Below are 14,146 nucleotides of genomic sequence, written 5' to 3' on the forward strand. Positions count from 1 at the left end.
CCTTCCTGACGAACCGTTGATCAGGTTCATCAAACCGGGCAATCACTACGCGATGAGCCGTCACCGTTCTGTTCACTCGAATGTGTGCTTCACGCCGGTCCGTAGTAGCCGGGGGCGCAGCCCACGCCGCCGTTCCACCAGGCGCCGGTGACACGCCACCTGATCACTGGCTGAAGATCGGTGATACCTGGCCCTACGCAGTAGTGGTAGATGTTGCCCCAGATGTCTTGGACGTCCAGCATGACGGTAGAACCTGTGCCACCGTCGCAATGCCGGTATTCCCCCCAGCTCTGATACCCGCAAGAGTTCCTCAAATCGTGGCTGACAGCAGCGTCCGCGGCCGGCGTCGACGCCGCGCCGAGCATGGCGATCACGACAGAACCCGTGGCAGTGATCCGAGCCGCCAGGCGAACAGATTTCGAATTCGACATTCCAGCCTCCAAGCGATCCATATCCCTGCTATGAATCCGGTCTACAGGCCGCAACCCCACGCACTGCAAACGGCGCATGACGGGGACTTTCAGGTACGCATGGCAGCGTCCGTCGAATTCACCCGTTCATCCGGCAGGCGTTGTCCTCAACTGCTCACACCGATCAGCAACGGCGTGCCGCGAAGCAGCCGAGCCGCCTCGCCGCGGGATATATCCTCGGTGCGTCACGGTCGCTGTCGGGAAGAACCAGCGATTGGTCTTGGCGGCTGTGGTGGTGGCCGGCGTCTGGGTGCCGGGGCGCAGGCGAAGGGGCGGCGCTGCCGCCCAGAGAAGATCACCGTGCGTGACAACAAGACGGATGGTCGAGGAATCCGCGCCAACGTGGTCGGCACCCCTGCCGAAGGCGGTCATTTCTCGTACACGCTCTCGGATCCGTCCCACGACGGCAACTACGTCTCCGCCCACGGCAGCTTTTTCGCGGACGGATACGAGGCCAGCGTGGCCGTGTGGGAGTACTGGGGCGACAACACTGCGGCCGATGCCTACGGGCAACGGTGTGGCATAGCGTTTCGACGGGGTGACGACTCGGCGGTCACCCCGTCGGCCGTGTAAGCACCTTCACGGCGAGCTGACCTAGCGGCTGTCGGCGATCGAACTCCTTTGACTGGTGCAGGAAGCGTCCCAGTCGATGTGGTACTGCGTCAGCCATGCCGCCGTGTTTCGCGGGCCACTCTTGAGCCGTTTGGAGATCGCCATGTCGCGGATGAGCCGCTTCATCGGACCTGGTGTGGCCGTGCCGCCCATCTTCGCGCTGGTGGCCACCAGACGTTCGACTCGCTCCCGGCGCTGTTGCTCGTAGGCCCGGAACGCCGCCACTGGTTCAGGCATGTCGCGTAGGCATTTGGCCAGGACGACGGCGTCCTCCATGGCCATCGACGCACCGTGGCCGGCGTTCGGCGCCGCAGCGTGGGCGGCGTCGCCGATGACGATCATCCGGCCGGCGTGCCACCTCGGCGTGGAGGCGATGTCGTAGCCGTTGCTGGCGCGGATCTGCTCCGACGCCTCGACGATCCCCGCCGCCGGCGACCGGTCCCGTCGGAGCAAGGCGGTCGCTTGCCGCTTCCGCTCTTCCAGCGATGTTGCCGCAAGCTCTGCCTTCGACAGCTCGGGACGCGGCAGGTTTACGAACCACCACGTCTCACCGTCCGGCGCGGTGGTGTAGGCGAAGAACACGCGCTTGCCGTAGATCATCCGGTACACGCCGGGCACCGGGTCGACCGGCGCCTGCCGGGCATAGCCGCAGAGCACCACCGTCCCGGTGTAGCGCGGCTCGGGCGCCTCCGGGTCGATGAGCACCCGGGTCGCCGAGTGGATGCCGTCAGCGCCGATCAGCAGGTCACCTTTCCGGCGAGAGCCGTCCGCGAAGATCGCCGCCACGCCCTGGTCGAGATCGGTGTCGACGTCATCGAGGCGCTCGCCGTGCTCGATCTGGATCCCGCGCTGGGTGGCTTCTTCGTGCAGCACCCGGTACAGCTCGGCCCGCTTGATGGTGTGCGGCCCGTACGCGCCCGCGGTGCCGCCGCCGATGGGTGCTTCGCCGAGCTTCTTGCCCGAGCCGCTCCAGAAGAACGCGCGGTCAGCCGGGAACGACGCCTCCAGCACCGGCTTGTCGGCGTCGATCGCGTGCAGGGCGTCGAAGCCGTTGTTCATGATCGTCATGAAGGCGCCGACGTCGTCCGCGCCCGTCTCGTGGGCTTCGTAGACGACGGAGTCGATGCCCGCCTTCTGCAGGGCCATGGCCGTGACCGGCCCTGCGATGCCTCCGCCGATGATCAGCGCCTTGGTCATCTTGCTCCCCTCGTCTCCAGTCCTCTTGCCAGTTGCACCAGCTCTCGAACGTCAGCGTCCAGCCCGTCGCCTTCCGGCAACGCCACCGGCACCGCCTTCGCCGGAACGCTCTCACCGGCCGCGTGGGCGGCGAGCGCCTGCTGCAGACGGCTCGGGAGGTCGACGGCGCTGTCGGTCCGCGCCAGGTACGGGCTGATCCGCACCAGGCCGTCGCGGCATTCGACGACTCGGCGGTAGTACCGGCGGTGCGTTCCGCGTAGACGAAGCGCGTCCCGCCAGGGCGCGGCCGGCACCCGGTCCAGTGCGTCATCGGGAAACTCCGAGTGCAGCACCGTCCACAGTGGCGCCAGCTGCCGGTACCCGCGGCGGTGCCGCCACCAGATCCGCAGGGCGCCCACCCTGGCCATCGCGGCCGGGTAGCTGACGCCGGCCAGGAACAGCAGGACGCCCGGCATCAGCAGGACGGTGACCGCGATGGCGCCCACTACTGTCCCGGCGGATCCGGTTCGGTCAGCGACCCCGACGTGGTAGATCAAGCCGAGCACGATCGCGGGCACGAAGACGCAGTTGGCCAAGACGATTGCGGCGAGGCCGACGGCGGCGATGCGCAGCCCGCGGGCCAGCCTGCCACCGGCTTCGCGGGCGTACCGCCAAGCCCAGACCGCCGCCGTGGCGAAGCCGGCCGCCATGAAGACGTCGGCTGCGATGAAGAAGATCGCCACGCTGGGCACCGATTGGTCGTTGGTCCGGGCGGACGCCGGTGTCGCCAGCGCGGCGACGAGGAGCACGACCTCGGCCGCCAGCAGCAGGGCTGCGTACCAGCCGGCGCGCCGCCGGGCGACCGATCGCTCCCGCGCCGAGAACAGGAAGAAGCACACGAGGTTGTAGACGCCGACCAGCAGAAGACCGTGCTGGATCAGCCGTGAGATCATCGGCGGCAGCCCCAGCACGTGGGCCCCCTTGTTAGCCGCGGCACCGAACGGGAACGCCACGGCCAGGCACGCCACGAACACCGTCACGGCGCGCAGGGCGGCGTTGCGCGGGTTCCGCGCGAGTCTCCCGGCCAGCCACAGCAGCAAGGCGGCCGACGTGATCCCGTACGCGAGGACCAGAGGTGTCACAGCCACCCCAACCGGCCTTCGAGCGCAGCTCCCATCTCCCGGGCGGCGTCGCTCGATTTTCCGCGGGCACCGACCTGGTCGAGGACCGATGCGCACTCCAGGATGATCGTCGCCGTGGTTTCGGCCTCGCGCTCCTGGTCGGTGTCGTAGGAGGTACGCCGCAGCGCGCGACGAACGGCGTCCGGCTCGAGATCCGGGTACCGCTGACGCAGGCTGTCCGGCGACATGTCCGGGTACAACCCGGCCAAGAGCTCGTCGTCGCACGGATCGCTCTCGTGGCCGGCCAGCAGGTGGCCCAGCTCGTGCAGGATGATGTGGTTCTGGTGCGGTCGGCTGGTTTCCTGCTGGTAGAGGATGTAGTCCGCCGGACGGGTGCTGATCCACACGCCGAACGGGCCGGGCACCGGGATCGAGTGGGCGAGCAGGCGGATCGGCTTGCCGCGGCGTTCACCGACGCGCCGGCACAGCTCGACGACGTCCAGCGGAGGCCGGATCTCCAGCTCCTTCAGCAACCGTCGGCATCGCCGCCGCAGCAGCCGCTCGTTCACCGCTCCCCTCGCTCCCGCGCTGCCTGCTGATCGCGGTAGACGACGTCGAGCAGGTCCATGACCAGCTGACGGCGATCCGGCGTCAGCTCCCCGGCGCGCATCGCGATTCGCTGCGCTTCCTGGTCACCGACGTTCGCCTTGAGGCGTTCCTGCTCTGCGGCCAGGTCGCGGAGCTGCTGGTCGACGCGGTCGGTCACGTCATCGTCGAAGAAGTAGTTGACCGGCACCCCGAAGAACCTGGCCAGCCCCTCGACGTGCTTGATCGTCGGGTTGTCCCGCTTGCGCTTGCGCAGCTGCCAGATGTAGGTGCCCGAGATCTTCGTACCGGCGACCGTGATCGAGTCCGCGGCGAAGTCGTTGCTGTACTCGTCGCCCTCCGGCGATTTCGTGACGGCGAACAGGTGGTTCAGCTTGTCCGCGAAGTCACGCCCGCGTTCGGCCATCACCCCTCCTCAGCTCCCCTCGAAACTACCGCCCAACAGGCCACTTAACTCAGATTAAGACCCGATCAGGTGAACACCCGTCCGATAGTTGAGACACCACCTGCGGAAACATAAGATCAACGGCCTGGGGTGATCGAACCGGGGAGGGAACGATGACTCGACCGAACACACAGGCAATCACCGCCGAGGACGCCGAGCGCCTGCGCAAGCTGCACGACGCGAAGCAACTCTTCGGCGGCGACTGGATGACGGCAATCCTGCTGGCACTGAAGAGCGGCCCAAAGCACTACACCGAACTGCTCGACATGGTCAGCTCGCTCAACGACGCCGCCGCCGCGAACAATTGGTCCGGGCGCCCGCGGGTGCTGCACGCCAGCGTGCTGACGCGCACGCTGAAGACAATGACGGCCGACCGCTTGATCGTCCGCAACCAGGAGGCGGGCGTCTTCCCGCCGTCGGTCATCTACTCGCTGGCGCCGGCAACCCGGGAAGCACTCGAAGCCATGCAGCCGCTGGCCGACTGGGTGAGCGAGCACACGGACATCGTCGACCAGGCACGGCATCGCCGGAGCCAAGACTCCGAAGGCGCCCGCCGCTCAGCCTGATCCGAGCTGGGCCAGCGTGCCGCACACGAAGGCGACGACGATCATGGACGGCCCCATCGGCACTTGCCCCTCCCGGAACGAGTACTTGCGAAGGAGCACTCCGATCAATCCCGCTACCGCGGTGAGGACGTACGTCGCGAGGAAGCCGCCCAGGAGCCAAGACCAGCCGAACCAGCCGAGCAGGATGCCGATACTGGGAGCGAGTTTGACGTCTCCAGGTCCCGGCTGACCGGTGAGCACGTAGGACAGCAGCAACGCCGCGCCCCAAATCGCACCGCCGGCGAGGGCACGCAGGCCACCTCCGACGTCATCGCCCACGATCGCAGCAACGATTGCGGCGACAACGGTAGCGCCGCACAGTGGGAGACTGACCAGGTCCGGGATGCGATGCTCGACAGCGTCGACAGCCGCCGCCGGGATGCCCAGTGCGACGAATGCAGCGCCGAAGGCCATGGCGACCGGCGTCCAGAGCGCCACGACCGCTCCACCGCCCACGACGACAACAGCAATCCACACGCTCGACAGCCTGGAGTTCGTCGACCGGCGCAGCAGGCACACGATCACCGGCGTGAGTGCCAGGCTCACGCCCAGTCCGACGGCCAGACGAAACATCCACGTCATCCGGCACCCACCTCGCGATCGCCGCACCCGAGGTGATCATCTTAGGAACGGGGCAGTTCGCTCGCCACGCGGTGATCTTCAAGGCCGCCGAGCGGGCTTACGAGGTGCTAGCGCAGGCTGCCGACGTCCGGCGGGAGCCGGGGAGGCCGTCCGGCGCCCCGACGACTTCCTCATCGAGGACGTGGAGCTCGAACCTGGCGGTGTCGTAACCGCCGGCCTCCCAGGCGAGGTCGCTGTCGCCGATGCGCCACTCGCAGCCGGTGACTCGCTCCCTCAGCAACCACGCCACTTCGACCTCCCGGAACCGCTACCTCGAACGACGTGAACCTACCACGCGGCTAGAACATGCGTTCGATCAACGACGTGCTGGGTCAGGCTTTCGTGAGGCGTTCCAGGAACGCGCCCCAGGCAGCCTGGTCGACTGAAAGCTGCCCGCCGGACGGCGCCTTCGAGTCACGCACGCCGACGTCGTCACCGAGACGAACCTCAACGCAGTCCTGCGTTTCGGTGCTCCAGCTCGACTTGAACCAACCGGTCGAGTTCGTCATTGCTTCGTCTCCAACAGCTCGCTCTTCACCTTCGCAATGAGCTCGAGACTCTTCTCCACGCTCATCGCCTTGCTGCGCGCCGCCTCGGCCTTCTGCCGATGCACCACGATGTCTTCCTCGGCGTAAAGCATCAGGCCGCCGCGATGCAGCTCGAGACTGATGATCGACGGCGCCTGAGCAGAGTCGAACAGGATGAACGAGCCAGCCAGGAGCGGCGTCCATCCGGCTTCGAACGAGATGATGTGCACGTTGACGTTGGGCAGCTCGATCATCTCCGAGAGGTACGTCAGCTGCTCCGCCCAGACATCCCGACCTCCGATTACGTGCCGGATCGCCGCCTCGCCAAGCAGCACATCAAGGGTCGCCGGAGCACTTCGAGTGATGAGGTCGCGTCGTCCGATCCGGATCGCGACTCGCTCGTCGATCTCATCGGCGGGTACGTCGCCCTCTTCCATCATGGCGCGGATGACCGCACTGGTCTGGAGAACGCCGGGAATCAGCAGCGGAGCCAGGTGCGTGACGGTCGTCGCCGTCCGCTCCGCGGCCAGCAGCGCGTTCATCTGCTGTCGCCGCTCGGCCACCGTCACGGCATGCCAACGCCCGCTTTGCCCGGCATTGGTGGCCAGCGCCATCAACTCGGCGCCGGCATCGTCGCCGATGCCGAGCGCTTCGACGATCGAGGCCACGTCGTCCGGCTTGGGGTTGCGCTCGCCGGTTTCCCAGCGCGAGATCAGCCCGGAATCCGACTCCTTGCGACCGATGAGCACGGCCAGCTTCCGCAACGAAACTCCACGCGACTCGCGCGCCTCCTTCAGGGCGTCGCCGAGGTTCATCGGCGCCTCGCGGTGCTACCAGCCATGCAGCACATGCTAGTGCAGGTGGAGCCAACCGCAGAGGTCACCCGATTAGGTCATTGCGCAGCCACGCTACCAGCGCTGACACTTGCTACCAACATTCGGTAGCACCGTCAGCGCCCAGCTCATGGCCCTGACAGCCTAACGGGGAGGCGCACATGCGAGGACACCGCTGGAGCGGGACACCGCTGATCGTCCCCGCACGAACTCCCGCAGGCTCGGCGACGCAGGTCACATTGGGCCTGATCGACACGACCGACGGGCCTGTCCGCGCCGTCCGGGTCGGCGCCGACGGACCGCCCGCCTTCCTGCCCCGGCAAGCGATGGCCGAGCTGGTCAGCCACGCCCAAGCGATGCTGACCCTCGATCTGCCGGGAGACCGCAGATGACTGGCTCCAAACCCGCGTCAGCGGCGAGATGACCGCCGCCCTGATCAGCCCGGTCGGTGCGCTTGCCCCCGACCCAGCGCACCGGCCGGGTGTTCACATTCCTTTCGTTCCAGCTTGACCGCGGAGATTTCACGATGGCTACCGCACCTACGAAACGCCGTACGCCCCCACGCCTGCTGTGGGTTACCGAAGCGTCGACCGGCACCAACCACCTCGTCACGGAAGCGGCTTTCGTCGACGGAATACGAGCTTCCGGCTCGTACCGCGGGATCTGCGGCGCCCAGTTCTCGGCTGCGCCGATGATCGCTGCTCCGCGTTGCGCGTGCTCGGCATGCCGCGGGCGCCTTGCCGCCGATCGAACGTCCTGCCGCAGTAAGCCGCGCGGCACGTCGTGGTGGCGACGCCTGCGACGGTGCAATCCACGGAGGCACAATGACCGACTCTGATCGTTGGAACGAAGCTGTCCTAGCCTGGGAGCGATCCAGCGCGGCCATCGACGAGTCCCGCCGCCTCGGCTGGGAGTGGAGCCGGGCGCCCGCCGGTTCATCGGAGCCCGAGACGCTGGTCGGCCACCGGACGACCGAGACCCATCATGACGTCGTGCGCATCGAGATGCTGAAGACCTCGGTGCGCGCGATCGGCGCCCGTTTCGCCTTGGGTGACTGGGGAAAGCATGAAGCACTCCCGCTGCGAGGACCTGTCGACGGCCCACCAGAAGATGTCCTGCGTCAGGTGATGGGCTGGTCCAACGATGCGCCGCGCTGAACTTTCCCGAGGTGGTGGAGCACCGTGGCGTCAACGACGATCACCTGGCCGTCCGAAACCGACCTGTCCTTCGCAGAGCACCCGGACTATGCCCGCCTCTGCAGGGTTCTCGTCGGGCTGCGCCGACTTTCCGATCAGGACAGACCTGCTGTCAGGTCCGGAGCTCGCATGACCCGCGACACCCAGAAACTCGTCGACGCTCTCGAAGCAGCTCAACTTCGAATCTCCTTGCTGGTCATACAACTTCGAGACGGCACCGCAACCCCGGACGAACACCACAACCTGGCCGACGTGATCGGCGAGCTACCCGATCTGCTCCGCTCCCACGGCGATGACATCGCCGCCGGGATCATCCCGCCACCTCGCGACATGGAACGAGAATGCGCATGACCAAAGCAGGCCCCTGCCTTCCGGCTCTGCTCGCCTTGAGTGCCTCTCTGCGTACTGCCCGAACCACAGAAGGACTGGGACTGCGCAAACTGGCACACAAGCTGGGCGTCTCAGCCCAAGCCTTGTCTCTTTGGGAGACGGGAAAGCGCGCACCGGCGATCGAGGACGTGGCCCACGTCCTCGGATTTCTCCGGGTGAGCCCAGCCGAGTACAACCGCGTCATGCGGCTCCGGCAGCAGCTCGAGGACCCGATTTCCATTGAAACCCTGGACGCGGGTTCGACCAGTCAGCGGCGAACCTTGGAGGAGCTCGCGGTTCGCACCTTCGAATGGGCGCCACACGTCGTCCCGGAGCCGCTGCAGACGCCGGATTACATCCGGGCGATTGCGCAGGATCATGCAGCAGCGCCGGATGACCTCGATCAGGCGATCTTCGAACACCAAGTCCGGCAGCTCGACCAGGGCTGGACCGGCCACCGCACCGTCCTGGTGGGCGCTGCAGCGTTGGCCCCGGCGATCGATCCGCAGCTACAAGCTCTTCGGGCAGCAGCCGACCTTCCCGGCCTGGCAGTCAAGATCGTTCCTCCGAACGTCGCGAAGGCGATCGATCCCTTCACGATCTATGAAGGCCAGAGCAGCGCCTTCACCGTCGCACTGCGACACCAAGACAACGTTATCTTCATCAGCGAACCCGACGCAGTCCAGAGCTACCGGTCGACCTTCAAGGCTCTCGAACGCGGGTCAGTCACCTGCGCCGACTTCCGTTTTCCCTGATCGGAGCGTCGCGATGGCCGCACTGATCTACCTCGACGCGCAGACCGTTCACCCGGTCATCAACGGCGAATGGCACCGCCTCGCGGGAGCACTCGAACCGGCAGAAGCGATCACCACGCTATGCGGTATCACCGACACTCCGGTGTTCATGCCGTTCAGCGAACGACGAAGCCACGGCATCCCCCGGCAGTGCGACGAGTGCGACACGATTTACCGGCGAGGCCACGGCATCCCGTCACGACGGGACCGGCTCAGCGGCCGTCGGGCCACTCAGGAGTAACTCGAAGCCTCGATCTGCCCCGACCAGGCGTCAGCTGGCGACGTGCACGCGGGCGGCGAGGTCGCGGATGCCCGGGACAGGAACGCGAACCTGGGTGAGCAGCACTCCGACGATGTCCCGGACGGCAGATCGGGTGTAGACCTCCCCGGGCGCGCGCCGTTCGGCGGCCAGCAGGGTGTTGTACGCCGAGGCGGGGTTACCGAGGTCCAGGTGGACGGCGGCGAGGTCGACCAGGAACCGTCCTTCGCGCTCTACGTCGGGGAACCTCACCGGGCCGGCGGTACGAGCGTGCTGGATGGCCGCGGCCGGGTCACCCAGCAGGTGCTCGACGGAGACACGATGGCTCAGCAGGTTCGCTCCCGCCCGGGCGCCAGCATCACCGGAGAGACGCGCCGCCGTCGTGGCGGCCGCGTCGAGCAGGTCCCGGGCGCGAGGACCGTCGCCCGCTCGGGCGGCGGCGTAACCGCCGGTGCACAGCAGGCTGGAGTGCAGCACCAGATGCCGAGGGTCCCGCCCGTCGAGCGTGAGCCGGTCGGCGGCACCGACGACGAGTGCCTGCGCCTGGGCGTGATGACCTGCGCGACGGCACACACCCGAGAGCATCCGTTCCGCCTCGGCGAGCACCAAAGGCTGCCCGGCCGCACCGGCGGCACGGACGGCCCGATCTGCACTGATCCACTCCAGCCCGTTGGGCATCAGCTTCGCGAGGGCACGGGTGACCAATGTGTATGCCTGGGCCAGCGCCCCGGGATCCTGGATGGCCTCGGCAGCGCGCACCACCGGGGGCAGCACGTCGGCCAGGGCGAGGAAGTCGGATTTGCCGAACGCGGTGCGCGCGGCTGCGAGACCGCGGGTCAGCTGTTCGGCGGGCATCGTCGGCCCGTGAGCGGCCGGGGTACCGACCAGGACGTCGGAGAGGCGCGCGGCGAGCACGGTGGCGGGGTCCGGCGCCAGGGCGGCTGGGCCGGCTGCCGCGGGCGTCGCGGCGCCGGCGACGGTGGCACCGACAGCCAGGCTGCCGGCCTTCAGGAAGCTGCGCCGACGCACGTCGTCCTCCTCCCGGTCGGGACTGCCGATCACCCTAGAAGCACTGGGCGTGCTGCGCCGGGATGCCACGCCTTCGTGGTCGTGGAGTCCGAACGCTTCCATGGGCACCGGGAGGATCTCGGCCAGGCGCTGCAGTGTCTTGACATCGCGCAGCGGCCGTCGTCGTGACTCGAACCGCGAGATCACGCTCGGGTGGAAACCCAGGCGGTGGCCAGCTCGGTCTGGGTCCATCCGGCCAGCTCCCGGGCGTGACGCAGCACCGCCGGGTAGTCCTGGCGCGCGATCGCTTCCCGCAGCGGCGCCGGCATGATCGGGGACATCGGCGTGTCCTCCACCTTCAAGAGGCCGACTCACCCAGGGTAGCCGTCCAGTGACGTGAAGGGCCCGTTGTGCCGAGGTGGCACAGCTGTGCCGGACCGGCACGACAGGCGACCACAACGGCTGGCGGCGCGGTTTCCTCGATCGCACCAGGGCCGGCGCCGCGCCTGCCCGGCGAGGCAAGGAGGCCCCTGTGGAGGCGACACGGACAGCGGACGTCGCGATCGTCGGTGCGGGGATCATTGGGCTGGCCTGCGCGCTGGAGCTGGCGCAGAGCGGAACCACGGTGGCGCTGATCGGGCCGCGCACCGGCCAGCACCCGGGACAGGCAAGCCGGGCGGCCGGAGCGATGCTGACAGTGTTCTCCGAGGTCGAGGCCGCACATCCGCAGGAGCGGGTCGCCGTGGAAGTGGCCGAACGGGTCGCCGCCCGCGTCGGCTACGAGGCCTGGCTGGACCAGCTCACCGAGGCCGGCGGCGGGCCGGTGGCACTTACCCTCGGTGTGTGGGTGACCGCCAGCACGCCCGCTGACCGGGCCGAACTGGCCGCGATCGCCGACGCGGCCGCCGGCGCGGGCGTTCCCGGCGAGCTGCACACCCCCAGTGACGTGCCCGGACTGGTCTCCGAGACGGTGTTCGAAGCGCTGTGGCTGCCCGGCGAAGCCGGCGTCGACGCCGAAGCCCTGAACGCCTCGGCCACGGCAGCGGTGCTCGCACATCCGCGAATCTGCTGGCTCGACACCGACGCCATCACGGTCACCGAAACGGCATCAGCGATGCAGGTCGCCACCGCCGCCGACGCGACGATCACCGCCGAGCAGGTGGTGCTCGCCGCCGGCGTCCAGATCCCGGCGTTGCTGCGCCGCAGCCGGGGACTGGAGCTCGCGGCCCCGCCGGTGCTAGCCGGGCGCGGGGTCAGCATGGTCCTCGACGCCGCCCCGGCCCTGGTGGCCTCGCCGATCCGCACGCCCAACCGCGGGTTCGCCTGCGGCGCCCACCTGGTCGCCCGCACCGACGGCGGGCTGTACCTGGGCGCCACCAACCGGCTCAGCACCCACCCCGTCCTGGACCGCCGCCCCGGCGTCGACGAGATCGCCACCCTGCTGCACGACGCCACCCACGAGCTCAACGCCGATCTGCGGCACGCCCAGATCCGCGATGCCAGGGTCGGGTACCGGCCCTACACGACCGACCATCTTCCCCTGGTCGGCCGGACCGGGCACCCGAAGGTGCTCCTCGCGACGGCCACCTACCGCTGCGGGATGCTTCTCGCGCCGCACGTGGCCCGTCTCATCGAACGCGAGGTCGACCACCCGGGCGCCCTGCTCGATCACCCTTACTCGCCGCGGCGATCAATCCAGACGCCCGCCTTGACCGAGCTGCTCATCGCGCATGGCCTCGCCTTGGCGGACGTCATCTGCCAGCCTGGCGGCTCGCTGCCCGCCGGTGCCGCCGCCGCACTCGGGAGGACTTTGTGCGCCGCGCTGGCTCAGCAGCTGGCTGACCCCGCGGCGCAGCGGCTCGCCGCCTCCGCCCCGGTCGAAGAGGTCCTGCCGCTTCTGCTGGACGTCGCCGGGCGGAGGATCCGATGACCCTGCCTGCTCCCCTGATCGAGATCGTCACCGCGCTGCGCGCACCGGCCGGATCACTCACCCCGGCGTCCACGTTGGACGAGATCGGCCTGGATTCGCTCGACCGGGTCAGGCTCGCCGCCGCGCTCGAATCGGCCTACGGCGTCGTCATCCCCGACGCCGTCCTGGCGGACGTCCACCGGCTCGGGGACCTCACTGCGGTCCTCGACACCCGCCCACCGGCCGAAGGCCCGTCGCTGATCGGCGCCGACCAGATCCCCGCCCCGCCCGAGGCACCCGTTCGGCTGCCGCCGGCGGTCGTGCACCCGAGCGCCGAACTCGGCGAAGGCGCTCACGTCGGGCACGGCAGCCACGTCTGGCGCCGCGTTCAACTCGCCGAAGGCGTCCGAGTCGGCGAGCAGTGCACGCTGGGCACCGGCGTCCACCTCGGAACCGGAACCCGGGTCGGCAACCGAGTCAAAATGCAGAACCTGGCCCAGGTCTTCGGCGCGGACATCCACGACGACGTCATGCTCGCACCCGGCGTCCTCATCTTGGAGGATCCCGCACCCCGCGCCGTCACCCCGGCGGGGAGCCCGCAAATACCAGCGGACTGGACGGCGCGAGCGGTGACGGTCTGCCGCGGCGCCACCGTCGGCGCCGGCGCCATCCTGCTCCCTGGTGTCCGGATCGGCGCACACGGTCTGGTCGCCGCCGGAGCGGTCGTCGACCACGACGTCCCGCCGCACGCCCTGGTCGCCGGCAACCCCTGCCGCCAGATCGGCTGGGCCTGCCTCTGTGGCCACCGCCTCACCGACGACACCTGCCGTCGTTGCGGCACCCGCTACCAGCGAGACAGCCACTCAATGTAACGAGAAGGCAAGCGGGCAGTGACGATCCCTGCGGGCTAGCCTGCTCTCCGTGACGACGCCCACCGCGACCCAGCGGGAATTCTTCGAGAAGTACCCGATGGCCATCCCCTCGGCCGGGGTGCTCTTCTTCGACACCCCCGACCACGAGCGCGTCCTCATCGTGAAGCCGAACGGCCGCACCCTTTGGGAGATCCCCGGCGGGGTCACCGAAGCACGCGCCGGGGAATCACCCGTCGCGACAGCCCGCCGGGAGATCGCCGAAGAACTCGGCCTCGACATCACCGTCGACCGGATTCTCGGCATCGACTCCGTCCCCGAAGGCCCCGACCACGCACCGATGATCGCCTTCCTCTACTACGGAGGCATCCTCACACCCACCCAGCTCAGCTCGATCCGCTACGTCGACCACGAAATCGGCGACAGCCGATTCGCCCACCCCGACGAACTCGCCGCGATCATGGTGCCCCGCCTAGCCCGCCGCGTCGCCGCCTGCGCCCACCACGCCCGCACCGGCAAGCAGACCCCACTCCACCTCCAACACGGCACCAACCCAGCGACCATCTAGTGTCCCGGTCTTGAAATGCGTTCACAAAGTCGGGGACTGTTCCAAGATCGGTGTTTGCGGCCCGACACGCCGGGCCGAAGGTCCGGCGGGATGGGCACTGTGAGTGATGACATCGGACCTTGTGAGTCCACGTAAGCGTGACGAGAAGCCGGCGCGGG

Annotated in this window: 21 protein-coding genes; 10 read left to right on the forward strand and 11 right to left on the reverse strand. The window is 68.5% G+C overall.

What is annotated here, in order from left to right; translation table 11 throughout:
* Positions 1 to 89: 89 nt before the first annotated feature.
* A complete protein-coding gene (locus ACLJOU_RS42570) occupies positions 90 to 365 on the reverse strand; it encodes a DUF6355 family natural product biosynthesis protein (protein WP_410574987.1) in 276 nt (91 codons plus the stop codon).
* A 405-nt stretch (positions 366 to 770) separates the two neighbouring features.
* Between ACLJOU_RS42570 and ACLJOU_RS42575 the strand changes: the two genes are divergently transcribed.
* Positions 771 to 1,043 carry a hypothetical protein gene (locus tag ACLJOU_RS42575; RefSeq protein WP_410574963.1) on the forward strand — a complete coding sequence of 91 codons (273 nt, stop codon included), beginning with the start codon at positions 771 to 773 and terminating at the stop codon, positions 1,041 to 1,043.
* 21 nt (positions 1,044 to 1,064) lie between these two features.
* Here ACLJOU_RS42575 and ACLJOU_RS42580 read toward each other — a convergent pair whose 3' ends face one another.
* From ACLJOU_RS42580 to ACLJOU_RS42595, 4 genes are read right to left on the reverse strand one after another with little or no spacing between them, the layout of a single operon-like run.
* Positions 1,065 to 2,279 (reverse strand): FAD-dependent oxidoreductase, encoded by a 1,215-nt coding sequence (locus ACLJOU_RS42580; RefSeq protein WP_410574964.1) that lies wholly within the window; start codon positions 2,277 to 2,279, stop codon positions 1,065 to 1,067.
* Entirely contained in the window at positions 2,276 to 3,406 is a 1,131-nt protein-coding gene (locus tag ACLJOU_RS42585) for an MAB_1171c family putative transporter (protein ID WP_410574965.1), read from the reverse strand. The genes ACLJOU_RS42580 and ACLJOU_RS42585 overlap by 4 nt, the downstream gene beginning before the upstream one ends.
* The gene (locus ACLJOU_RS42590) at positions 3,397 to 3,948 is read right to left on the reverse strand and encodes a hypothetical protein (protein ID WP_410574966.1); all 552 of its coding nucleotides are present in this window, start codon (positions 3,946 to 3,948) and stop codon (positions 3,397 to 3,399) included. Before ACLJOU_RS42590 ends, ACLJOU_RS42585 begins: the two co-directional genes overlap by 10 nt.
* Positions 3,945 to 4,391, reverse strand: a complete 447-nt coding sequence (locus ACLJOU_RS42595; protein ID WP_410574967.1) for an XRE family transcriptional regulator — start codon at positions 4,389 to 4,391, stop codon at positions 3,945 to 3,947. Before ACLJOU_RS42595 ends, ACLJOU_RS42590 begins: the two co-directional genes overlap by 4 nt.
* A 152-nt stretch (positions 4,392 to 4,543) precedes the next feature.
* Between ACLJOU_RS42595 and ACLJOU_RS42600 the strand changes: the two genes are divergently transcribed.
* Complete coding sequence (locus tag ACLJOU_RS42600) at positions 4,544 to 4,996, forward strand: winged helix-turn-helix transcriptional regulator (RefSeq protein WP_410574968.1); 453 nt, start codon at positions 4,544 to 4,546, stop codon at positions 4,994 to 4,996.
* Here ACLJOU_RS42600 and ACLJOU_RS42605 read toward each other — a convergent pair.
* The 4 genes from ACLJOU_RS42605 to ACLJOU_RS42620 form a co-directional block, all read right to left on the reverse strand.
* Positions 4,988 to 5,617, reverse strand: coding sequence for a prepilin peptidase (locus tag ACLJOU_RS42605; RefSeq protein ID WP_410574969.1), 630 nt, complete (start codon positions 5,615 to 5,617; stop codon positions 4,988 to 4,990). The two genes, ACLJOU_RS42600 and ACLJOU_RS42605, sit on opposite strands and share 9 nt — an antisense overlap.
* Before the next feature lie 97 nt (positions 5,618 to 5,714).
* Positions 5,715 to 5,906, reverse strand: coding sequence for a hypothetical protein (locus tag ACLJOU_RS42610; protein WP_410574970.1), 192 nt, complete (start codon positions 5,904 to 5,906; stop codon positions 5,715 to 5,717).
* Between the two features lie 82 nt (positions 5,907 to 5,988).
* Entirely contained in the window at positions 5,989 to 6,165 is a 177-nt protein-coding gene (locus ACLJOU_RS42615; protein ID WP_410574971.1) for a DUF397 domain-containing protein, read from the reverse strand.
* Complete coding sequence (locus ACLJOU_RS42620; protein WP_410574972.1) at positions 6,162 to 6,998, reverse strand: helix-turn-helix domain-containing protein; 837 nt, start codon at positions 6,996 to 6,998, stop codon at positions 6,162 to 6,164. Before ACLJOU_RS42620 ends, ACLJOU_RS42615 begins: the two co-directional genes overlap by 4 nt.
* A gap of 179 nt (positions 6,999 to 7,177) precedes the next feature.
* Here ACLJOU_RS42620 and ACLJOU_RS42625 point away from each other — a divergent pair, with 179 nt between their 5' ends.
* The 5 genes from ACLJOU_RS42625 (at position 7,178) to ACLJOU_RS42645 (ending at position 9,616) form a co-directional block, all read left to right on the forward strand.
* A complete protein-coding gene (locus ACLJOU_RS42625; protein ID WP_410574973.1) occupies positions 7,178 to 7,408 on the forward strand; it encodes a hypothetical protein in 231 nt (76 codons plus the stop codon).
* Between the two features lie 432 nt (positions 7,409 to 7,840).
* The gene (locus ACLJOU_RS42630) at positions 7,841 to 8,173 is read left to right on the forward strand and encodes a hypothetical protein (RefSeq protein ID WP_410574974.1); all 333 of its coding nucleotides are present in this window, start codon (positions 7,841 to 7,843) and stop codon (positions 8,171 to 8,173) included.
* 168 nt (positions 8,174 to 8,341) lie between these two features.
* Positions 8,342 to 8,563 (forward strand): hypothetical protein, encoded by a 222-nt coding sequence (locus ACLJOU_RS42635; protein ID WP_410574975.1) that lies wholly within the window; start codon positions 8,342 to 8,344, stop codon positions 8,561 to 8,563.
* Positions 8,554 to 9,336 (forward strand): Scr1 family TA system antitoxin-like transcriptional regulator, encoded by a 783-nt coding sequence (locus tag ACLJOU_RS42640; protein WP_410574976.1) that lies wholly within the window; start codon positions 8,554 to 8,556, stop codon positions 9,334 to 9,336. The genes ACLJOU_RS42635 and ACLJOU_RS42640 overlap by 10 nt, the downstream gene beginning before the upstream one ends.
* Positions 9,337 to 9,349: 13 nt before the next feature.
* Entirely contained in the window at positions 9,350 to 9,616 is a 267-nt protein-coding gene (locus ACLJOU_RS42645; RefSeq protein ID WP_410574977.1) for a hypothetical protein, read from the forward strand.
* A 30-nt stretch (positions 9,617 to 9,646) separates the two neighbouring features.
* Here the strand turns inward: ACLJOU_RS42645 and ACLJOU_RS42650 are convergent, their stop codons facing one another.
* Complete coding sequence (locus ACLJOU_RS42650) at positions 9,647 to 10,849, reverse strand: XRE family transcriptional regulator (protein ID WP_410574978.1); 1,203 nt, start codon at positions 10,847 to 10,849, stop codon at positions 9,647 to 9,649.
* Entirely contained in the window at positions 10,846 to 10,983 is a 138-nt protein-coding gene (locus ACLJOU_RS42655; protein WP_410574979.1) for a hypothetical protein, read from the reverse strand. The genes ACLJOU_RS42650 and ACLJOU_RS42655 overlap by 4 nt, the downstream gene beginning before the upstream one ends.
* A gap of 191 nt (positions 10,984 to 11,174) precedes the next feature.
* Here ACLJOU_RS42655 and ACLJOU_RS42660 point away from each other — a divergent pair, with 191 nt between their 5' ends.
* Genes ACLJOU_RS42660 through ACLJOU_RS42670 form a run of 3 tightly spaced genes read left to right on the forward strand, consistent with a single transcriptional unit; the run spans position 11,175 to position 13,988 of the window.
* Positions 11,175 to 12,572: an NAD(P)/FAD-dependent oxidoreductase gene (locus ACLJOU_RS42660; protein ID WP_410574980.1), complete on the forward strand. Its 1,398-nt coding sequence runs from the start codon at positions 11,175 to 11,177 to the stop codon at positions 12,570 to 12,572.
* Positions 12,569 to 13,423, forward strand: a complete 855-nt coding sequence (locus tag ACLJOU_RS42665; protein WP_410574981.1) for a phosphopantetheine-binding protein — start codon at positions 12,569 to 12,571, stop codon at positions 13,421 to 13,423. Before ACLJOU_RS42660 ends, ACLJOU_RS42665 begins: the two co-directional genes overlap by 4 nt.
* A gap of 49 nt (positions 13,424 to 13,472) precedes the next feature.
* Complete coding sequence (locus ACLJOU_RS42670) at positions 13,473 to 13,988, forward strand: NUDIX domain-containing protein (RefSeq protein ID WP_410574982.1); 516 nt, start codon at positions 13,473 to 13,475, stop codon at positions 13,986 to 13,988.
* The last annotated feature ends 158 nt before the right edge of the window (positions 13,989 to 14,146 follow it).

Source organism: Amycolatopsis sp. cmx-4-61 (genome assembly GCF_046548775.1).
GTDB lineage: Bacteria > Actinomycetota > Actinomycetes > Mycobacteriales > Pseudonocardiaceae > Amycolatopsis.